Consider the following 19,901-nt stretch of genomic DNA (forward strand, 5'->3'; position numbering starts at 1 on the left):
ACGAGACCCGACGCTTCCTGCGACGCCGCCAACGCCAACCGCACATCGTCCGCGGCTACTTCCGTGCCCCACACGTCCGCTACGCCGACACATAGGCAACCTAATACTTTCGCCTCAATAACTGGTCGGATTCGTCCCTTCGGGACGCATGATGTTGACGTTTCCGTGCGTGTTAGTTTGAGACGGCGCCGGTATTCCACGGATTTCTGTGACGCGTTCGCGAAATGGTGCGCCGGCTGGTCCGCGTAGGTGTCGGCTGATTGAGATTTCTTTGTGTTCGCGGTTTCCTTCGTTGTGTTCGTGTGTGTTCATGCAGATGTTCGCGCGGTAAGGGCCGCGCCAGTATCGGTGTCGGTGGTGGGATGAGCGGCGGCTCTTGCCTGCCGGATCTTGGTCGGCGTCGTTGTCCTCGTCGTCTGGGGTTGGGTCTTGGGTTGTGAATTGGGGTGGACTCGGATGATGTTCACGGTGCTGGTGGCGGTGATGCCGGCTCGGGTGTCGCCTCGGGTGATGGGTCGTGGTGCGGGGAGCACTTGGGTATGGGTGAGTGGTTTCTTCAGGGTGTGGTCGAGCAGCTGCCAGAGGCCGTAGAGGGTCTGGACCCATCCGGCGCAGTGACTGGTGCCGGGGTCGGGTAGCGGCTCGCCCCAGGTCAGTGTTGTGGAGAAGGTCGCGTGGGCCGGTGGTGGGTTTGTCCGGGCCAGGACGTCGCGCACGTGGTCGGTGAAGTGGGCCGCGCTGTAGGGGGTCTGTGTCGCCGTCCAGTGGGCGACGTGGGTCTGTGGTGGTAGGCGGTCCCAGCGTGGTGGCCGGTGGGGGGTGTAGAAGCTGAGGTGGACCTGGTTGTCGGTGGGTGGTGGTGGGCATGACCAGGTGACGGCGACGATGGGGGCTTCGATGTGGCCGGGGACTTTGTGGAGCCAGGGTGCCGGTGTCCAGCCCGAGCCTGGTAGGTCCTGGAAGCGTGGGACGTCGTAGAGGGCGCCGCCGATGCAGGTCTCGAACAGCGTGAAACCGGCCAGGCTGGGCAGCCGGTCCGGTCTGGCGGGTTCGGTGGACGGGGTGCAGGAGTAGGTCAGCGCCATCGTGACCGCCTCGTGGTCGACCCAGCTCAGACTTGCGTTGGTACGCGCCGTGTTGTTCACAGGCGGCGCAGTGCGCGCAGGACCCGGTCGAGCAACGCCAAGTCCTGATCATCAGGTCGTCGTCTCAACCCCGCGCGCACTGGGGCGGCTCGGTCCTCGTTGAGATCCAGCACAAGCACGGGCCGCCCCGCACCAGGCAGTTGCCCGAGACTGGGGAGGTACGTGGTCAGCGGACCATCACCACCACGGTGCCGTGCGGCCTCGCCGGACGGTGGCGTGGAGGTCTCCGGCGAGCAGTGCGAATGAGACAGGATCACCTTCGCCTCCGAGACCTCATCGCAGGCCGCCTCTTGCGGACGAGCTGATCGGTGTGAGCGGTGAGGTCGGTCGTCGACGACACGTGGTTCCTTCGGTTGCTTCTGGCAGGGCACGATGGGTGTGGTGCACCGGGACGGGGAGATGACGACGGATGGGTGCCTGTCAGGACTGGGTCGGCCACCACGGGTACTCGCTGGCGAGTACGTCGGTGCGCAACCGGTGCGCAAGCGATTGGGGGCACAGGTTGAGGTGGTCGAGTTCGGTGTTGGTGACCCAGCGCGGTTCGCCGTGGTCGGTGTGGATCGCAACGGGGTCGGTCACGGTCACGTCGAACAGCAGCGCCAGTTCGTAGAGCGCCGGTTGTTGATCCGGGTGGTGGCCAGGCAGTTCCACGGCGGCACAGAAGTCCATGTGGGCGATGTGGGCGCCGAGGTGTTCTCGCAGAATGCGCCGAAGAGCGTTCTCGACAGGCTCGCCGGCGTGCACGAGTCCGCCTGGCAGTCGGCATGTCATGGTGTCCGGGTCGTGGACGACCAAGAGCTGCTCGTCGTGTCCGACAAGGCCGTACACCGCGACAAGCGGGCCGAGGGCGGATGAGGTGGTGGTCACGGTGCTCTCACAATCGGCGGGATGGACGACGTCGAGGTACGGATCCGTGCTCGATGGCCAGCGCCTGCGGGTTCAGCGAGCATGGGGTGTTCTCCCGCAAAGGACGTGTAGCCCGAAGATAGGAGGATGGACTGCGAGCCGTGGGTCTGCGGGGACAGGTAGTGGATCTATACACCGTCGGGCGTTCTCGAGAACGGGAGGATGGTCCCGCCGTGTGCCGAGGCGGCGTCTTCGGTGGCGAGGTCTGCGGCGCGGTTGAGGATCGACCGTGAGTTGTGCCGGTTGTGGGACAGGTCGAGCAGGTAATCCATCAGGTGGGCGTATTCGGCGAGTGCCTCTGGTGTGTCGTAGTAGTGGGTCGACCAGGCCGTCTGCTGATGCGCGGTGATCCAGTCTCCGACCCGGATGAGCGTGAAGGCACCGATCGGAGGCGGTGGGGAGTCCTCAAGCAGGACGTGTATCGAGATCGTTTTCCCGGTGCTCACCGCCTGCAGGTGTCGGAGTTGGTCGGCCATGACGGCGGCGGGCACCGTCGGGTTGTGCAGGGCGCGTTGTTCGGTGATCCAGGTGATCGTGACAGTGCTGGCCGTGAGGATGCCGTGGCGGCGGTGGATCAGTTCTCGGTGACCGTCGACATCCAACTCGGGTTTGGATTGCTTGCGGGCTGTCAGGACGGCGTGGGTGTAGTCCGGGGTTTGCAGAACGGCGGGGACGATGTCGGGGTCGAACAGGGTGATGGAGTCGGCGATGGCTTCCAGCCCGATCGCCAGCTCCCCGTCACGGTGCTGTCCGGCGGGCAGCGGCTCGGCGTACCGGCGTGACCGGGCGGCATCGAGCACCGCGACCAGGCCGGGCACCTTCTCGGGGAACCCGCAGCGCTGCACAATGATCTCCAGCGTGGCCCTGGACGGCAGATTCTTCCCCATGAGCATCTGAGTCACCGATGCACGGCTGACGCCCAAGCGATCAGCTAGATCCACGTGCCGGAGTTCGGCGTCGGCGCAGAGGCGAACGAGCTGGTAAGCCAGCAGACGCCGCGCTACCGGGACCTCTAAATCGGGCCGCATCACAACGCCCACAACGACCGTCGGACGCCAGCCTGGGTTGGAGCACGGCGGCAGGACATGGCTTTGTTCTCGCTGTGGAGGATCAGTGCTGTGTGTGCGGTGCGTAGTATTGCCATGAGGTGTGGTCGCGGTTGGCGGAACCGGCGTTGTGGGTGGACGGGGTCGGAGAACACCTGTCCCTCAAGGTCGTGGGCGGGGGAGATGTGCTGGCTGTGTGACTGGAGCGTGCCCTTGGCGTGGGTGGCCTCGTCGGAGAGATCAGACACGGCTGGGTTCTTCGTGGTGTCGGGTTGCGGGTCGGTGCGGTTGGACAGAGCGCGCAAGGCGTGGGTCATCTCAAGGGTGCTGGTGTTGGCGAGGCAGGCGAGCTCGGCGATGGCGCGTTGGTCCAACTCGACGGCGATGTGAGAGGGGTGGAGGGCGGAGGGTTGTTGGCGCAGGACGACCACGGCCCAGGGCTTCACAGGGGCGAGGACCGGGTCGGGAGTGGCCGCGAGTGCGGGAAGGCTGACCCGGACCGAGGTGGGTGTGTCGGTTCAAACGTTCGGATGGCCGCGCGGTGAAGCACAGTGGAGGCGTTCTCCCCAAGGGCGGTGCACAGGCGCATGAACCAGTCGACGGTCATACGACGGGTGCCGTACTCATAGTTGGCGAGAGTCTTCACCGAAAGGTCATGCCCGGCTTCCTGACCGATCAGCAGGGCATGGAGGTCCCGATGGGTCCATCCACGCGCTCGGCGGATGGTTCGCAGTTCGTCACCGAGATGACGAGCGAACCACGCGTGCGGGTCGATCGGTGGCATGACCCCGGTCCTTTCTGATGCGTGGAAGGGGGCCCGGCTCCGAGGGAGGGCGGAGCCGGGCCGATGCCCAGGGGCGCTGGCGTGGCGAGGGCGCAGCTCGTCCTCCAGCGACCGCACCCGGGAAGCGTCCGCGAATCGGGCAGGCGTGGCCGGGTGCATCGGCGAGCCTGCTCGGCAGTCGGCGAAGGTGGTGGCAGACGTGGGGGTCGAGCTGGGCGACCCCCACGTCGGGATGTCGCTTGGTCAGGAGACGGGGACGAGAGCCAGCGGTCCCAGTTCTGCGGGCGCGGTACTCGTCGCTGTGGTGTCGTCGGTCAACAGGTCGATGAGTTGGTCGCGCGCTTCGGTGGCGGCGGTGATCAGGCGTTCGCAAGTATCGGGGTCGGCGAGAACGAGGGTCACGGCGTTGACGCGTCCGACCCGGTCCCCGATCACCACTTCGACGTGCTGGTCCACGGGCTGCACGTCGATGGCGATGGGGCACCCGGGTGCGAGGTGGTGCCAGCTTTCGCTGATGAGGTGGTGGGACATGGAATCTCCTTCGGATGTTGTCGGCGTACGTTGATGTGCTGGTGTCGGCTCGGCTTGGATGATGTGGAGCAAGTAAGTCGCGGGCGGAGCCGGCTCTGTCGTTTTTGGTGGTTGGCTTTCTGAGGTTGACGGTCAAAGGCGGTGGAGCCCGGCCAGGACGCGGGCCAGGAATTCCGGGGTGCTGGGGTCGTCGACGAGTGCGGTTGCCGGTTCTCTCAGGGGCTGCCGCGCAGGTATGGGCTTTCCCGGTGCGGGACGGGGCTGTGGTGGATGCGGCAGGGGCAGTGTGCCGACGATGGGCAGAAACACCGTCGGCTCCTGCCAGGTTCGGCGGGCGCGGGAGACCGTGGTGATCACCTCTGCTGTGTGGAGCCGGGTGGCAGTGCTGGTGAGGCGGGGTAAAGCCACTCCAGGGCGGTGATCGAGCACTCCGGGCATAGCGGTGGACCGTTGGGCCGTTGCGTCCAGGTGGTATCGATCGGCAGCCCGCACAGCGCGGTCGCCTTGATGTCGGAGGCCACGTGCGTTCGCCCGGCGTAGTAGCTGCCGCCCTCGCGGTTGGTACCCCACATCAGCGATGGCACCGCGGACTGCTGGTGGTTCATGGCTCACCGGTCCGCGCCCTCGGTTGATACCAGGTGTTGATCGCGCCCGTGATCCGGTGCCATTGCCGCGCAGCTCGCCCTTGTTGCTCCGTATACAGCCGCGGCTATGGCCTCGCACTGCGCGCAGAGCGCCAATCCCGAGGCGGGATCGACCTCGTCGTCGCCGAGCAACGCGCCGCAGACACTGATGCCGACGGGTTGGCCCGCGAACTCCAGCGTGCGGGGCACGCCGTTGCGTGTTTCACGCAGGTGGGCCAAGCGCAGGTTGGGCAGCCCGCGGTGCCAGCGCGCGGGGGCCGGTGGCAGCACGCGCACGGTGATCGTGTCGATCCCCAGCGGCGCTTCGGAGTCAGTGGGGAGCAGTGCGACGACCATCAACCTCAACTCCTCGTTGCGATCGCGAGCAGAAATGGGATGTGGGATGAGAGGGGCGACAAAGCCAAGAAGTCGAGGCTCAGGAAGGACACGCCTCACGTACTTGCCCACGGTGGGGTTCGATTACCCAGTGAGCCGGGCGGTGACGAAGGTGATCGCTTTGTTCAATGCCGCGTCGTGGCCGTCGGCGGGCAGTAGGTCGTGTGCCAGGTTCAGCTCGTGAAGGACGTGGCCGATGTTTTTGTCGGCCAGGACGCGGAATTCGCTGTCGTTGTCGCGGGTCTTGTTGTCGCCCAGGGGGATTGTGGAGTCCAGGGTGGTGCGGAAGAGGAGGTTGTAGCGGTCGCTGTGGCTTTGGACGAGGGTTTCGAGCTTGGTGAGCTGCAGCGGGTCGGGTTTTTCGCCGCGGTATTCCAGGGCGGCTCGGTAGTAGCCGAGGGCGTCGGGGACGGGGCGGTCGATGAGCACGACGTCGGCGTGGAGCCAGGCTTCCATTTCGGCGGCGATGCCGCGGGTGAGGAACCAGAGGGTGGATGCCCAGGTGTGGTTGTAGAGGATGGGCATTCCGATTCGTTGTGCTTGTTCGCCGAGGTCGGCGACGGTGCCGACGGCGATGTGGTGGCGGCGCAGGGCGTGGGCGAGGCGGGCGAGGAAGGTGGATTTGCCGGTGGAGTGGGTGCCTAGCACGGCGATGGTGACCGGTTGCTCGACCGGGCTCGGGTTCGCGGGAGCGGTCACCACAGCCCGCCCTCCGGGTCCTCCGCGGGGGCGGTGCCGGGCAGGGCGGCGGCGGTGATCAGTTCCGTCCAGTCCAGGTCGCTGTCGGTGAGGAGTCGGTGCAGCAGTTGCCAGGCGCACCAGGTGTCGTAGGCGGCTCGGTGCCGGCCGGTCGCAGCGAATCCGGCCGGGTTGATCCCGGCGTGGGCGACGAGCGTGTCCAGGGCGTAGGCGGGTAGGTCGGGCCACACGTGCTTGGCCAGGCGCAGCGTGTCGAGCACCAGCGGTGGGCGCCAGTCGGGCAGGTGCGCGCCGATCACCCGGTGTTCGACGGAGGCGTGGTGCGCGACCAGCGTCCGTCCGTGCAGCAGTCGGGCGATGTCGTCGGCGACCTCGGGCCAAGCCGGGCAGTCCGCGACGTCCTGGTCGCGGATGCCGTGAACCTTGCGGGTGACCATCGCGGTAATCGGCTGCCGTGGGCGGATCAGCCAGGTCCGCATGTCCGTCTCGACGCCGGTGTGGTCGGTGTCGAGGGGCAGCGCGGCGAGTTCGATGATCTCCGGTGGCTGCCGGCCGTTGCCTTCGACGTCCACCACGATCAGGCGCCGACCGCGCAGGGCGGCGGGCAACTCGGTGGGCTGGGCTGGGGTCATCGGGGCTCCTGCAGGGCGGCGGGCCAGCCGGTGTCGGCTCGGCCGTGCTGGTGGCGGCGGTGCGGTTTGGTCACGTCGTGGACCTGGTAGCCCACCCCGTGCTGGATCAGGTAGCGGGGCTGCTCGTCCAGGCCCGCGACGATGATGGCGCGGTCGTTGACCTCGATCAGGGTGCCGCCCAGACGCTCGGCGGTCTCCGCGACGCGCCGCGTGTCGGGCCGGACCCACGCCCGCTCGCAGCGCTTCACCTGCCAGGTCGGGCAGATGTCGCACAACTCGCGGATGCCGAAGTGGCCGTTGTAGTCGGCCACCCTGTGGGCGTGGGCGACTCCGCAGGAGGTCTTGCGGAACAACGGTGACCCCACCGTGCGGGCGCCCGCCGCGGCGAGGATCCGCCTCTCCAGGTCGTGGGGGAAGAACTTGCGGCGGGCACCGTCCTCATAGGGCTCGGGCAGACCGTGGGCCCGGTAGTAGTCACGGATCTGGTCTTTGAAGAACAGACCGGTGAACACCGTGGCGTGGGCGTGGCGGCTCAACCCGAGCGCGCGGTCGATGTGGGCGTCGGTGTCGTTGAGACCGGGCACGATCGGCCGCCAGTACAACACCACCCGGTAGTTCACGGCGAGCTCGTGGGCGGTGCGCAACGACGCCGCGGCGATCGCCGAATCCACCGGCTCCACCCGAGCGTCATCGATACCCGAATAGGTCACCAGGACAGTGAGTTTGATGTTGGTGAAGGAGTTCAGGACCGCGCAGTCCTCGGGCTCGATCCGCCAGCGGGTGATCACCAGGACGTGGTTGGTCAGGCCCCGCTCGTCCAGCTCGCGCAGCATCGCGAAGGTGTGCGCCTTGACCCGGGGCAACATCGGGTCCGTGGCCCGGTTCAACAGCTGGATCGGGGTCACGTGCGGCACGAAGTACGGGTGCCCGACCAGCAGCGCCGCCGCCTCGTCCTCACGCATCAGCGCACGAGGGTTCTTCATCTCGAAGTTGTCGAACAAGTGCCGCACACAGTAGCCACAGTCCAGCGGACAACCGATGATCCAGTTCACGCTCAACCCGGACTTGCGGTACTCGATCACCTCCAACAACTCCGGCCGAACAGCGCTGCGCTGCGCCGGCGACAGCAACGGCACGGGCATCGGCCGGGCGAGCGGCCTGACCGATGCCGGTGTCGTCGCCGGTTCCTCGGCTGTGGTCGTCACGGACCCTCCTGATCCTGAACGGGTGGGTGTTTCCCGTGATCAGAGGACCAGACCCGCTACGATCGCGGAACGAGGCAAATCAACTACCGACCGTATTTGCCTCCCTGCCCGTTCCGCAGGTGCGAAGGTTAGGTGGAAGCCACCATGGCCCCAGACGAAGCCCCCGACAGCGCCGTCGGCCCGGCTGCTGCCGAGCTGGCCGCCGAGATTCGGCGGCTGCGCATCAGCGCCGGGCTCAGCCAGAAGGAGCTGGCCGCGCAGGTCGGCTATACCCGCCAGTACGTGTCCCTGGCAGAACGCACCGGCGGCAACCTCCCGTCGCTGGAGCTGGTCCGCGCCCTCGACGCCCGACTCAACGCCGACGGGCGTCTGCTGGCCCTACGGGACCAAGCACGAACCGACCAACGAACACTCCGGCAGGCCCCAGCCGCGTTCGACGACGCGTCGAGGCCGATCTTGGCTGGAACCGTGGTATCAGAGGTTGGCAAGCAGCCCGCGGTCGATGTGGAGGTCATGGTCATGGACGCAGCAGAGGAGTCGGCTGCCTTCCTGGCGCGAGTTGAGGCGAGCAACGTCGGAGATCTCACCGTTGAGCAGCTTCACGTTGATGTGCGTCGTGTCGCCGCTGTCTACCTCACTGTCCCGACGATGCCGTTGTTCGCCCGTGCGCGTGCACTTCGGGACAGGACCTTCGCTCTGCTTGAGGGGCGGCAACGGCCAGGGCAGGCTCGTGAACTCTATGCCGCCGCGGGGTGGTCGCTGACTTTGTTGGCGTGGATGACCGTCGACCTCGGGCGCCCTGACATCGCCGAGACACATGCCCGCACAGCATGGGCTTGTGCGGACAATGCCGATCATGATGGTCTGCGGGCTTGGGTCCGTGCCACGCAGCACACGGCAGCGTTCTGGCAGGACGACCACGAACGCGCAGCGCGCTTCGCCGCCGACGGCCTGCGCTACGCCCGGGGTACCGGGCGGACCTTCCTCGCCAGCGCCTATGCCTTGGATCTGGCCCGCCTCGGTCACGCCGACCACGCTCGATCTGCTCTGGTCGCTGCCCAACGTTGTGCCGAGGACGCCGAGAAGTACGCCGACGACGTGCCCGGACCGTTTACGTGCAGCGCGGAGCGAGCGGCGGGGTTCTGGTCGGACACGGCGCTGTCGCTCGGTGAGCCCGCTGTCACCGCCGAGCACGCCGATCGAGCGGTCGCGCGTCTCGATGCCGTGCCTGCGGAGCAGCGCAACCCGGGGTCGGAGCGGATGGTTCGGCTTCAGCAGGTCAAAGCGCGCCTCGCACTCGGCGAATTGGACGGAGCCGCTCTTGCCTTGGCGCCGGTTATGGCGACTCCGCCCGAGCATCGGGTGAGGCCGTTGCTCCAACGCCTCACCGAAGCCCGTGCGGCAGCCGGTTCCTTCATCGGAGAGCCGATCGCCGATCGGATACGCGATGAGATCGCTGATTTCACGCGCCATCCAGGCGTTCCCGAACTGACAGTCTGACGATGTCCCCACTGAAGAGAGGCACGCGTGACCGAGCCGGAGCAGATGCGGGACCACTGGTGGTGGCGGCCGGGCTGGAAGGTCGGCAGGTCGTTCTTCACGTGGCACTTCACCTTCGCCGACCAGCCCGCCGCCGCGCGACTCGTCGCCCACTATGCGCCGCTGCTCGACACGCTGCCGACGCTCGACCCGGTGCCACTGCGCTGGCTGCACCTCACCACGCAAGGGATCGGTTTCACCGATGAGGTCGACCACGGCGACGTCGACCGCATCGTGGACGCCACTCGGCGACGCTGCGCGCGGTTGGAGCCCTTCACCGTCCGGCTCGGGCCAGCTCACGTCGACTCGGAAACCATCCAGATGCCAGCACAGCCTGCCGAACCGCTTGTCCGAGTCCGACACGCCATACGCGACGCCATCGCCGAGGTGTGGGGTCCGAACAACGTGCCCGAGCCAGCAGACGGGTTCCGCGCGCACGTCACCCTCGCGTACTCCAACTCGGATGGGCCGATGGAGCCAATTCGAGCAGCGTTGAACGACCACACTATGCACAGCGCCGACGTTCCTATCTCAACGGTCTCCCTGATCAAACTGAATCGGGACAATCAAGCCTACGAGTGGACTGACTGCGCAACCATCAAGCTTGGCTGACTGGGCGCGAAGGGGCGAGGGAGGCACCGTCGACCAATACACAGTCCCGGAGAGCACTGTCTGATGCCGCTGAGGGTGCTGTGGGCATGCTGGCGCCGAGATCCGGCGGTTGCGTACGATGCTGGGCTCAGCCAGAAGCAGCTGGCCGCGCAGGTCGGCTATACCCCGCCAGTACGACGCCCGCCTCCGCGGCATCGCGGGCAGCGCTTGGCTCGCCATGCGGGACACCGCGAAAGCCGCGCCCGTCCTTCGCGACGCCCTTGACCGCCGCGCCGCGCGGGACAGCAAGGGCCGCGCGCTGCTGATGCTCGACTTGGCCGAGTGCCTGGTCCACGACGGCGAAGTCGAGGAAGCTGCCCGGGTCGCGGTGGAAGCCTCGACATGGCCACGGGCTCGATGGTCGAGCCGATCACCGCGCGGGCGCGCGACGTGCATGCACACCTTCGACGCCGCGCGGGAAGCATGGGCGGCGACCTGGAAACGCGACTAGGGGAGTACGGCGTTGGCTGATCCGAGCGAGTGGACCGTCCACGGCACCCACCGTGTCTTTGCTTCCGACTGGGTGAACATCGACCTCGACGACGTCGAGGTGCCGGGCGGCCCGCGTTTCGAGCACCACGTGATCCGCTTCCCCCGCGTCTCCGTCGGCGCGGTCGTCATCGACGACGATCGCGTTCTGCTGCTGTGGCGGCACCGTTTCACGACCGACACCTGGGGCTGGGAGATCCCGGCGGGCTGGGCCGACCCCAGGGAGGAGCCGGAGGATGCGGTACGCCGAGAGATTCTGGAGGAGACCGGCCACCGGGTCAGCGTCGTCAAGCCGCTGGTCCGGTACCACCCACTGACCGGGATCAGCGACCAACGGTACCGGGTGTTCCTCGCTTCCGACGCGCGCCACGAAGGGCCGCCGGACGCCGCCGAAGCCAGCCGCGTCGAGTGGGTGCCCATCACTGAGTTGCGCGGCCTGATCGCTGATGGCCAGATCACCGACGGGCCGTCGTTGACCGCGTTGGCCACGTTTCTCGCGTTGCGCTAAGGGCGTCGCTGCTTTGAAGGAACAAGCCCATCCCCGCGCATGCGGGGCGGACGCCCTCCCTGCCACCGCCGCCCTCGTCCTGTCCGACCCATCCCGTGCGTGCGGGGCGGACCTCGGGGCGATCCAGGAATCTACCAAGGACGTCGACCCATCCCTGCGTGTGCGGGGCGGACGTCACCTCGCCGCTGCAGTTGGGCAGCTGCCCGGACCCATCCCCGCGTGTGCGGAGCGGACTACGTCTGCTCGTTCCAGAACTGCGTCGTCTGGGACCCATCCCCGCGCGTGCGGGGCGGACCGGAAGCGGGAGCCCACGCCGCGGGTCGCCGACGACCCATCCCCGCGCGTGGGGGCGGACAGCCACCGCCCCCACGCCCTCACCATCACTCAGGACCCATCCCCGCGCGTGCGGGGCGGACGGGCCGATGTCCTTGTCCTCACCGGGCTCGGGGGACCCATCCCCGCGTGCGGGGCGGACGTCCCTCTGAGGAGTCACGGCCATGCCAGTCCCGGCCCATCCCCGCGCGTGCGGGGCGGACTTCACCTGACTTCACCAAGCTGCACGGCTAACGGACCCATCCCGCGCGTGCGGGCGACGTCTTCAGTGTCCAAGCCATCGGCGCGGAGCTGGGACCCTCCCCGCGCGTGCGGGGCGGACCACCCCACCACGGCGAGCCTGCCCGACTCGGGACCATCCCCGCGCGTGCGGAGCGGACGCTTGTTGAGCTGGGGGGTTTGTGGCGAGTGGGGCTGGTTTTCATTCACTTTGGCGGCTTTCTGCTAGCGCCCGGAACCGCTCGGCCTGCTACCGGATGACGGGCTATTCCATCGCCACTCCACAGGCCAGGTCTTCGCTGGGCCTCCTCGATGGCCTCCGGCGCCTTGACGGCGTCGTGGTCGGTCACGGCGGTGTGTTGGGTGTGTCGTTCAGCCCCAGGCGGGGTCGTCGTGGGCGAGGGGTGTGCCGCCGGGTTCGATCGGTGGTTCCCATTCCTGCCAGCGGATTGAGGTTGGTTTGGTGCGGGTCTCGGCGAACTGGTGCACTGCGGCTCGGATGTCGGTGAGTGGGATTTCGGCGTCGGGGGGGTAGTGGAAGATGTTCCACTGCCAGTCGTATTCGAGGCAGGTGCCCTCGTGGCGGGTGTTGCCCTGGCTGAAGAAGGCTTCGTTGGCGTGGGTGTACTGCAGGGCGCCTACCTTGCCGTTGAGTCCGACGTAGAGGGTCGGTCCCTCGTCGCTGTGGCGGGTGACGGTGGCGACGTTGCCGTAGTTGGTGCTGAGTTTGTTGATCAGGTCCAGGGCGGCGTCGATTTCGGCGGGGGTGGTGGCGAGCAGTTCGTTGTCTTGGTCGGGGGAGTGCCAGAAGGCCAGGGTGGTCACGTCGGGTCTCCGGTGAAGGTGTGGCGTTCTGTGGGTGTGATGACGGTAAGGGAGCAGCCGGGAGGCAGCAGCCACGGTAGGAAGACCGGGCAGGATGTGCTGCCCGAGCACAATAGGTTGTTGATCACGATGGTGGCGTGGGCGGTGAGTCCGGTGGCCTCCCATCGTTGTCGGATGAGCGCGGCCAGTTTGATCTCCGCGTGTGCTCGGATGGAGGCGCGTTGCGCTCCGACGCGGGCCAGGTAGCCCGCGGCCAGGCGGGCGGTGTCGTCTTCTCCGCTGATCAGGGTTTGGGCGGGGCGATCTCCCACGAACCAGCGGCCGTGGGTCTTGCGGCCGGTTCCGGCGCCTTCGAGCGGGGGCGGCAGCTCGGCGCGCAACTGCTCCACGCGGTGGGCGGGTTGGGCTCCCACAGGCGGGATGGGCCCGGTCGGGGGCCGGAGGGGCGTGACATGGGCGGCGGAGGCGCGGTGTGCGCGTCGGCGGCGATGGAGCGCACATAGACGGTGAACTGGTGGGTGGCGGCGTCGTGCTGGGCCAGGGCCTGCCCGAGACCTTGCAGGGCATCGGTAAGCGCTGCGATCGCTGTGCCTGGTTCGGGGCGTGTGCTGCCCGCGGTGGCCTGTTCGATGAGGGTGCGGGCTTCATCCAGGGCCGTCGCCGCGGCCAGTAGCGCGGCCCGGCCGGTCGCGAGTTGGGCGAGCCCCGCCCGGATCGCGATGGCGACCTCGGCGATGGACACCAGCCCATCCTGGCTGTGCTCCCACCGGGTCTGCCTGGACGTTGGGCCGCCTGCGGGCAGGTTCACCCGATCGGGTTGACACACCGAGGTCGGGTTGACAGTGAAGCCACGGCACCGGTCTGGCTGAAACCGATTGACCGAATGCCGCACTGGGGCCGGTGTTTCGGGGCTGGGCGTGGAAGCCGAGTGTGGCTGCCCAGGTGACGTTGCATGTGCCCGGACGTCGCGCACTGGAGGGTTGGCGATGCGCGGGAGCACGGGACTGGCGAAATTGGGTTCGCTGATTCCTCTGTTACCGGGCCAAAGCCATTTTGGAACTGGGTGCTCTAGCCCCGTTCGCTGAAGAGTCGTTCCTCGCGGTAGGCATGGATGCCTATGGTGGGGTAATTCATGGGAAGGCCGTCGAGGTCGAACCAGCGGATGGCTGCGCACTTATCCGGTTCGATTAACAGGTTCGCCGACCAGCACCGGGCCTCGACGAACAGGCCGAGGCGGGGGTTCAGGGCCGGCCCCGTGCACGGGGTGGACACCGACCAGGCGGGTCCGCAGTTTGCGCGGAACCTATCCGCTCGTGGGGCGGACTGCTTCACTTTCTGCGTGGCTAAGGGATGTCTCGTAACCCGGTGGTTGGGTTGTGTGGCGGGTGGTTGATCATGTGCGGGTGCAGGTGATCTCGTCGTCGCGGTCGGAGTGGATAGCGCCGTTCACCGGGCTGCAGCCGGGGCAGTTCCGCAAGCTGGTGCGGGTGGTGGCCCAGCGTGGCGGGGAGGCCATCGCCGATGGCCGCCCTGGTAGGCAGTGGCGGTTGACGTTGCCGGACCGGGTGCTGCTGGTGGCGGTGTACTGGCGCACGAACCTGACGATGCGTCAGATCGGGCCGTTGTTCGGGGTCTCGCACTCCGCCGCACATCGCGTGGTGGACTCCCTCGGCCCGCTGTTGGCGTTGGCGCCCGTGCGCAGACGCCGGATCGACCAGGTCGCCATCGTCGACGGCACCCTGGTCCCGACCCGGGACCATCGGGTCGCGGAGCGGTCGAAGAACTACCGCTACTCCACCAACCTGCAGGTGGCCATCGACGCCGACACCCGCCTGGTGATCGCCACCGGCGACCCGCAGCCGGGCAACCGCAACGACTGCACCGTCTACCGGGATTCCGGCATCGCCGAACGACTGGCGGGCCGCCCGGTGATGGCCGACGGTGGCTACCAGGGCAACGAAGACGTGATCATGCCCTACCGCAAACCCCGCGACGGCAGCGAGTTACCCGACTGGCAGGAACAGCTCAACACCGTCCACCGCAAGATCCGAGCCCGGGTCGAGCACACCCTGGCCGGGATGAAGAACTGGAAGATCCTGCGCGACTACCGCCGCGCAGGACACACCCTCGCCACCACCGCCGCGGGCATCGCCTTCCTCCACAACCTCACCATCACCGGCTAACCGACAGACACCGGCCCCGGAACACCACAAGATCAGTTACGAGACATCTCTTAGCGAGCCACCAAACCATCCCCGCGCGTGCGGGGCGGAGCTGTCGGTGCACGGGATGTTTCGGTGCCAGCGGGAACCATTCCCGCGCGTGCGGGGCGGACGCGATCTTCCAGCGGAGACGAGGGAAGAGGGGGCGACCCATCCCCGCGCGTGCGGGGCGGACGAGATTGCCGAGATAGTGAGGCGCAGGCAGGCGGACCCATCCCCGCGCGTGCGGGGCGGACACTTTCTCTCTGCCAAACGCACAGCGCAGGACAGACGCATCCCCGCGCGTGCGGGGCGGACACGATGAACCCCAGGACCAGCGTGATGATGATGGACCCATCCCCGCGCGTGCGGGGCGGACGTGCCCCCGCCGATCAGATAGATGCCCGCTTTCGACCCATCCCCGCGCGTGCGGGGCGGACTGCCTCCCTGATGGAGCGGGCGAAATCGGTGGGGGACCCATCCTCGCGCGTGCGGGGCGGACCGCGAGGGTGGTGAGCACCGAGGGGACGCGGTCGACCCATCCCCGCGCGTGCAGGGCGGACGTGCTGACGTCGGACCCCAGCGCCACCGACCTGGACCCATCCCCGCGCGTGCGGGGCGGACGACTGGCTGGCCCTGGTCGAAGCCGCCAGGCCGGACCCATCCCCGCGCGTGCGGGGGCGGACCTTATCCCCCGCGTCGGCCGTTAGAGGGCGACGGACCCATCCCCGCGCGTGCGGGGCGGACAGCACAGTGCTCGGTGACACTCCGCTTGGAAGGGACCCATCCCCGCGCGTGCGGGGTGGACGCCGAGGCGTTCTGTGCCGGTATGGCGAAGGCGGACCCATCCCGCGCGTGCGGGGCGGACTAATCCAGCGGTGGAGTCATTGCACACCAACACGACCCATCCCCGCGCGTGCGGGGCGGACTGGAGAAACCAGACGAGGAGGTAGGCCATGGCGGACCCATCCCCGCGCGTGCGGGGCGGACGGAGCTGGACTGGTCAGAATCCATCGCGGGCCCGACCCATCCCCGCGCGTGCGGGGCGGACAGATTGCAACGATAGGAATTGGAAAGACCTCAGGACCCATCCCCGCGCGTGCGGGGCGGACACGGTCGACCCGCCACCCCACATGCTCGTCCCGGACCCATCCCCGCGCGTGCGGGGCGGACGTCAGCGAGGCCCTCGCCAGCACCGCCGAGGCCGACCCATCCCCGCGCGTGCGGGGCGGACACTTGTTGAGCTGGGGGTTTGCGGCGAGTAGAGCTGGTTTTCATTCACTTTGGTGGCTCCCTGCTGGCGGTTCGGGCGGATATGTGCCGGCCTTGGTCGCGGTGCAGGGCGTGGACATGGCTTGGGATGGCCACAGTCCTGACCCGGGGTCATCCCCGCAGGTGCGGGGCAAATGTGAGGCTGATTCAGTTCTCAAGCAGCGAAGTTCTGCGGAGTTTAGCCAGGTGTCGTCGGTGAGGAAGGAGATGTCGCTACGATCGCGGAACGAGGTGAGGCGACTACAGTCCGCATTTGCCTCACTGGGCTCTTTCCGCAGGATCGAGGTGAGCGGGAGCACCGTGACCGAGGACAACCCCATCGACAGCGGCGGAGCCAATAGCGCTGCTGCTGGCCTTGCCGCTGAGATCCGGCGACTGCGCACGTGCGCTGGCCTGAGCCAGAAACAGCTGGCAGTCGAGGTTGGCTACACGCGCCAGTATGTGTCGCTGGCGGAACGGGTCGGCGGCAACCTGCCGTCCCTGGAGTTGATCCGGGCACTTGATGCCCGGCTCGACGCGGGCGGACAGCTGCTGGCCTTGCGCGCGCAGGCGCGAGCCGACCGGCGAGCGCTCCGGGACGCCCTTCCCACCTCGGCTCTGGAGCACCTACCCGGATTTGCCTCCCCCTTCGCCCTTGCCTTCCCGCCTGTACGGCAGGTAGAGGCGAGTCTGTTCGGGATCTCCGCCCCGGCGGGCCGGTTCTTCGCCGGAGCAGCGATTACCGCCACCAGCTATCCAGCGGTCGACGACGGGCGGATCGTGGTGCGTGTCCCCACCGGCTTCGTCGACGACCCGGCGCTGCGTCGCCCCGGGCGGAACCTGGTCGTCGGTTCCGTCGACGGCCCGAGCGGTCCGCGGTTGTTCGCCCTGGACAATCGGGCCGCCAGCGCCAGGCTGGCCAAGGCGGTGGACGGTGCTCCACTGCTCATCCCCGGCGCCTATGAACTCGATGACCTGACCCTGGGCGTGCTGTGGGCGGTGGCCAACCTCGACGGCGCCCTGCTCGACGACGACAGTGCCTTGGCCGCCGCTAAGGCACACCAGCGCGAGTTTGATGGCTTGACCCGGTCGGTCGGCGGCCCTGACCTGGCCGAAGACTTGTCGGCGGTCTCGCGGATGTGGTTGGGCTCGGATTTCTGCGCCCGCCACATCCTGCGCCATACCGACGCCCTGCATGACGTGCCGGCGTTCTGGACGCGCGAGCAGCGCGGCGAGGAATCCAGCACCTGGCTGGTGTTCGCTCACAAGTACACCTATCTGGCCAAGACCGCGGGCACCTTCATCACCACAGGCGCGAAACCCACCCGCACCTCTGCATCCCGCCTGCGACCGTCACCGACGGTGCGCGCCCTGAGCGGGTCCTGCTGTTGCTCGCGGTCGCGCTCATGGAGTCCTTCGGCATCGAGGTCCAGGTGTGCGCCGCACCTGAGTACAGCTCCGTCGCCGGGTTCGCCCTGGACAAGAGCCGTCGCGCCGTTGTGGCCAACTGGGTCGGCCACGAGGGCGTCTGGCAGGTCGACGTCACCGACGAGCGGCCTGTCCTGCGCGAATTCTCCGACGCGCGCGGCTACGCCAGTGCCCACTCCGTGATTGCCGGGCCGACCCCACCCGCACGGCTGCGGGCGCTCGCCGACTACCTCGACCTGGACTGGGCCTGGCTCACCCGCCGCTGCGCCGACCTGGGCGACTATGGCACCGCGGGCTTGGCCCAACCACGCAGCAGACTGCTGTCCACGGCCGGGCTGGACAAGGCCTGCCGGTTCCTCGGCTCCCTCCGCGCAGAACACGCCGAGCAGTAGGCTGGCGATCAATGTCCGCACGTGGCCCGGGAGGGACCAGGGTGCCTGACGCCCAGCCAGCCAACCGCCGTGTCGTCCTGTTCGGCCTCGGCGGCACCATCGCCATGACCAGCAGCGACACCGGCGGAGTCGTCCCCGCCCTGTCCGCGGAACAACTCGTCGCCGCCGTCCCCGGCCTGGCCGAGACCACCATCGCCGTCGATGTCGTCGACTTCCGCCGCAAGCCGGGCGCGTCCCTGACCTTCTCCGACCTCACCGAGCTCGCCGACGCCATCGCCTCACGGCTCGCCGACGGTGACGTTGATGGCGCGGTGGTCACCCAAGGCACGGACACCATCGAGGAGACCGCCTACCTCCTCGACCTGCTCCATGCGGGCCGGCAGCCGCTGGTCGTGACCGGCGCGATGCGCAACCCCACCCTCGCGGGGGCCGACGGTCCAGCCAACGTCCTCGCCGCCATCCAGACCGCCGCCGGCCCGCAGCTGCGTGGGCAGGGCTGCGTCGTTGTGCTCGCCGACGAGATCCACGCCGCTCGCCGCGTCCGCAAGACCCACACCACCAGCGGCGCCACCTTCCAGTCACCCAACGGTGGTCCGCTCGGCGCGGTCCTCGAAGGCCGACCACGGCTGCACAACCGCCTCACCGACCGCACCGTCATCCCCACCGAGCCACGCCTGCCCGGCAGGAACGTCGGGCTGGCCACGATCACCCTCGGCGACGACGGCACCCTCATCGAGGCCGCCGCCGACCGGCTCGACGGACTCGTGGTGGCCGCCTTCGGCGTCGGCCACGTCCCCGCCGACCTTGTACCGCTGCTGACGAAAGTCGCCGATCGGATCCCCGTCGTGCTGGCCTCCCGCACCGGATCCGGGTCCACCCTGCGCGCCACCTACGCCTTCCCCGGCAGCGAACGTGATCTGATCGAGCACGGCCTCATCGGCGCCGGGTTCCTCGACCCGCTCAAAGCCCGCATCCTGCTCCACACCTTGCTCACCGCCGATGCCGACCGCGCCACGATCGCGGCCGCGTTCGACGCCGCAGGCGGCCACACCCACCCCAGCACGTGGCCCTGGACCAGCCCGACCGCCAGCCAGGAGCCCTGACCCGTGCGCAGCCACGACCTCACCCTCGGACGCACCTTCGGCGTCACCTTCGACCACGGCGAGGACTTCTTCACCGCCCTGGCCGAGTTCTGCCGCGTCAACAACGTCCGCTCGGGCTACATCCCCTCCTTCATCGCCGGATTCGCCGAGGTCGACATCGTCGGCACCTGCGACAAACTCGACGACCCGACCGCCCCCGTCTGGACCAAAGTCCACCTGACCAACGTCGAAGCCTTCGGCGGCGGCACCCTCGCCCACGACCCCGCCACCGACCAAGTCCTGCCACACATCCACGTTGCCGTCGGCCTGAAAGAACAAGCCGCCACCGGCTACACCAGCCACCTACTGCGCGCCGAGGTCCTGTTCCTCACCGAGATGCTCGTCATCGAAGTCGCCAACCCCACCATGCGCCGCGAACGACAGCCCGACCTCCACGACGTGCCACTTCTACGCTTCGGCCCAGACTCGGCATGATCTGACCATCCGGGAGTGCTGCAACGACAGGCCCGGTGCGTTCACGTGCTGGGTCACTTCACCAGCCGTCCCGCCGATCGCCTCACAACCGAGCTGGTCCTCGTCCATCATGACTTGCCGCACAGGAGCGGTCAGACTTCATCTATAGGACGGATGTAGACCTCGAAGGTAATCGCCGCGAACCCATCCCCGCGCGTGCGGGGCGGACGTGGCGTGGATCTACATCCAGGGCACCGACCAGGACCCATCCCCGCGCATGCGGGGCGGACGTGCTGTGCTTCCCGAAGTACACGGCGACGCGCGACCCATCCCCGCGCGTGCGGGGCGGACGACGTGCTGCGCGAGGCCTTCCGCATCAGCAAGGGACCATCCCCGCGCGTGCGGGGCGGACTCGCTGAACATGTGGATCGACTCGGCGTGTGCGGACCATCCCCGCGCGTGCGGGGCGGACCCCGACTGGCACGACCGGAGCGCCTGCCGCCTGGGACCATCCCCGCGCGTGCGGGGCGGGCGAGTAGCGG

Annotated in this window: 23 protein-coding genes and 1 CRISPR repeat array (1 of these 24 running past the window's edge); of the genes, 10 read left to right on the forward strand and 13 right to left on the reverse strand. The window is 68.2% G+C overall.

Annotation, left to right across the window (positions count from 1 at the left end; translation table 11 throughout):
• Positions 1–308: 308 nt before the first annotated feature.
• The 11 genes from ACTG9Q_RS32240 to ACTG9Q_RS32290 all read right to left on the reverse strand — a co-directional run bounded on the left by ACTG9Q_RS32240 (position 309) and on the right by ACTG9Q_RS32290 (position 7,967).
• A complete protein-coding gene (locus ACTG9Q_RS32240) occupies positions 309–1,085 on the reverse strand; it encodes a hypothetical protein (RefSeq protein WP_455576740.1) in 777 nt (258 codons plus the stop codon).
• 480 nt (positions 1,086–1,565) lie between these two features.
• Positions 1,566–2,012, reverse strand: a complete 447-nt coding sequence (locus ACTG9Q_RS32245) for an NUDIX domain-containing protein (RefSeq protein ID WP_455576741.1) — start codon at positions 2,010–2,012, stop codon at positions 1,566–1,568.
• A 167-nt stretch (positions 2,013–2,179) separates the two neighbouring features.
• Positions 2,180–3,091 carry a helix-turn-helix domain-containing protein gene (locus tag ACTG9Q_RS32250; protein WP_455576742.1) on the reverse strand — a complete coding sequence of 304 codons (912 nt, stop codon included), beginning with the start codon at positions 3,089–3,091 and terminating at the stop codon, positions 2,180–2,182.
• The gene (locus tag ACTG9Q_RS32255) at positions 3,079–3,528 is read right to left on the reverse strand and encodes a hypothetical protein (RefSeq protein ID WP_455576743.1); all 450 of its coding nucleotides are present in this window, start codon (positions 3,526–3,528) and stop codon (positions 3,079–3,081) included. The genes ACTG9Q_RS32250 and ACTG9Q_RS32255 overlap by 13 nt, the downstream gene beginning before the upstream one ends.
• An 11-nt stretch (positions 3,529–3,539) precedes the next feature.
• On the reverse strand, positions 3,540–4,040 hold the full coding sequence (locus tag ACTG9Q_RS32260) for a helix-turn-helix domain-containing protein (protein WP_455576744.1): 501 nt from the start codon (positions 4,038–4,040) through the stop codon (positions 3,540–3,542).
• Positions 4,041–4,124: 84 nt separating this feature from the next.
• Positions 4,125–4,412, reverse strand: a complete 288-nt coding sequence (locus ACTG9Q_RS32265; protein ID WP_455576745.1) for a hypothetical protein — start codon at positions 4,410–4,412, stop codon at positions 4,125–4,127.
• Between the two features lie 353 nt (positions 4,413–4,765).
• Positions 4,766–5,017, reverse strand: a complete 252-nt coding sequence (locus ACTG9Q_RS32270) for a hypothetical protein (RefSeq protein ID WP_455576746.1) — start codon at positions 5,015–5,017, stop codon at positions 4,766–4,768.
• A 3-nt stretch (positions 5,018–5,020) separates the two neighbouring features.
• Complete coding sequence (locus ACTG9Q_RS32275; protein WP_455576747.1) at positions 5,021–5,392, reverse strand: hypothetical protein; 372 nt, start codon at positions 5,390–5,392, stop codon at positions 5,021–5,023.
• A 123-nt stretch (positions 5,393–5,515) separates the two neighbouring features.
• Positions 5,516–6,130 carry an AAA family ATPase gene (locus tag ACTG9Q_RS32280; RefSeq protein WP_455576748.1) on the reverse strand — a complete coding sequence of 205 codons (615 nt, stop codon included), beginning with the start codon at positions 6,128–6,130 and terminating at the stop codon, positions 5,516–5,518.
• Complete coding sequence (locus ACTG9Q_RS32285) at positions 6,127–6,762, reverse strand: 3'-5' exonuclease (RefSeq protein WP_455576749.1); 636 nt, start codon at positions 6,760–6,762, stop codon at positions 6,127–6,129. Before ACTG9Q_RS32285 ends, ACTG9Q_RS32280 begins: the two co-directional genes overlap by 4 nt.
• Positions 6,759–7,967, reverse strand: a complete 1,209-nt coding sequence (locus ACTG9Q_RS32290; protein WP_455576750.1) for a radical SAM protein — start codon at positions 7,965–7,967, stop codon at positions 6,759–6,761. The genes ACTG9Q_RS32285 and ACTG9Q_RS32290 overlap by 4 nt, the downstream gene beginning before the upstream one ends.
• 132 nt (positions 7,968–8,099) lie before the next feature.
• Between ACTG9Q_RS32290 and ACTG9Q_RS32295 the strand changes: the two genes are divergently transcribed.
• The 4 genes from ACTG9Q_RS32295 (at position 8,100) to ACTG9Q_RS32310 (ending at position 11,154) form a co-directional block, all read left to right on the forward strand.
• Positions 8,100–9,467, forward strand: a complete 1,368-nt coding sequence (locus ACTG9Q_RS32295) for a helix-turn-helix transcriptional regulator (RefSeq protein ID WP_455576751.1) — start codon at positions 8,100–8,102, stop codon at positions 9,465–9,467.
• Between the two features lie 27 nt (positions 9,468–9,494).
• Positions 9,495–10,118 (forward strand): 2'-5' RNA ligase family protein, encoded by a 624-nt coding sequence (locus ACTG9Q_RS32300; protein WP_455576752.1) that lies wholly within the window; start codon positions 9,495–9,497, stop codon positions 10,116–10,118.
• A 118-nt stretch (positions 10,119–10,236) separates the two neighbouring features.
• A complete protein-coding gene (locus ACTG9Q_RS32305; protein WP_455576753.1) occupies positions 10,237–10,608 on the forward strand; it encodes a hypothetical protein in 372 nt (123 codons plus the stop codon).
• Positions 10,609–10,680: 72 nt separating this feature from the next.
• Positions 10,681–11,154, forward strand: coding sequence for an NUDIX hydrolase (locus ACTG9Q_RS32310; protein ID WP_455576754.1), 474 nt, complete (start codon positions 10,681–10,683; stop codon positions 11,152–11,154).
• 924 nt (positions 11,155–12,078) lie between these two features.
• Here ACTG9Q_RS32310 and ACTG9Q_RS32315 read toward each other — a convergent pair.
• Positions 12,079–12,531, reverse strand: a complete 453-nt coding sequence (locus ACTG9Q_RS32315; protein WP_455576755.1) for an Imm1 family immunity protein — start codon at positions 12,529–12,531, stop codon at positions 12,079–12,081.
• Positions 12,528–12,944, reverse strand: a complete 417-nt coding sequence (locus ACTG9Q_RS32320; RefSeq protein WP_455576756.1) for a DddA-like double-stranded DNA deaminase toxin — start codon at positions 12,942–12,944, stop codon at positions 12,528–12,530. Before ACTG9Q_RS32320 ends, ACTG9Q_RS32315 begins: the two co-directional genes overlap by 4 nt.
• 59 nt (positions 12,945–13,003) lie before the next feature.
• On the opposite strand from ACTG9Q_RS32320, the gene ACTG9Q_RS32325 reads away from it, so the two are divergent.
• The 6 genes from ACTG9Q_RS32325 to ACTG9Q_RS32350 all read left to right on the forward strand — a co-directional run bounded on the left by ACTG9Q_RS32325 (position 13,004) and on the right by ACTG9Q_RS32350 (position 19,380).
• Complete coding sequence (locus tag ACTG9Q_RS32325) at positions 13,004–13,204, forward strand: hypothetical protein (RefSeq protein WP_455576757.1); 201 nt, start codon at positions 13,004–13,006, stop codon at positions 13,202–13,204.
• Positions 13,205–13,934: 730 nt separating this feature from the next.
• Entirely contained in the window at positions 13,935–14,714 is a 780-nt protein-coding gene (locus ACTG9Q_RS32330; protein ID WP_455576758.1) for a transposase, read from the forward strand.
• 1,590 nt (positions 14,715–16,304) lie between these two features.
• Positions 16,305–17,594 (forward strand): helix-turn-helix transcriptional regulator, encoded by a 1,290-nt coding sequence (locus ACTG9Q_RS32335; RefSeq protein WP_455576759.1) that lies wholly within the window; start codon positions 16,305–16,307, stop codon positions 17,592–17,594.
• On the forward strand, positions 17,591–17,803 hold the full coding sequence (locus ACTG9Q_RS32340) for a hypothetical protein (protein WP_455576760.1): 213 nt from the start codon (positions 17,591–17,593) through the stop codon (positions 17,801–17,803). Before ACTG9Q_RS32335 ends, ACTG9Q_RS32340 begins: the two co-directional genes overlap by 4 nt.
• 41 nt (positions 17,804–17,844) lie before the next feature.
• Entirely contained in the window at positions 17,845–18,906 is a 1,062-nt protein-coding gene (locus ACTG9Q_RS32345; protein WP_455576761.1) for an asparaginase, read from the forward strand.
• Between the two features lie 3 nt (positions 18,907–18,909).
• On the forward strand, positions 18,910–19,380 hold the full coding sequence (locus tag ACTG9Q_RS32350) for a PPC domain-containing DNA-binding protein (protein ID WP_455576762.1): 471 nt from the start codon (positions 18,910–18,912) through the stop codon (positions 19,378–19,380).
• A gap of 183 nt (positions 19,381–19,563) precedes the next feature.
• A CRISPR array of direct repeats spans positions 19,564–19,901; the repeat unit is 25 nt; unit sequence CCATCCCCGCGCGTGCGGGGCGGAC; it runs 52 nt beyond the window's last position.

The sequence above is a fragment of the Actinokineospora lacus genome (assembly GCF_053813445.1).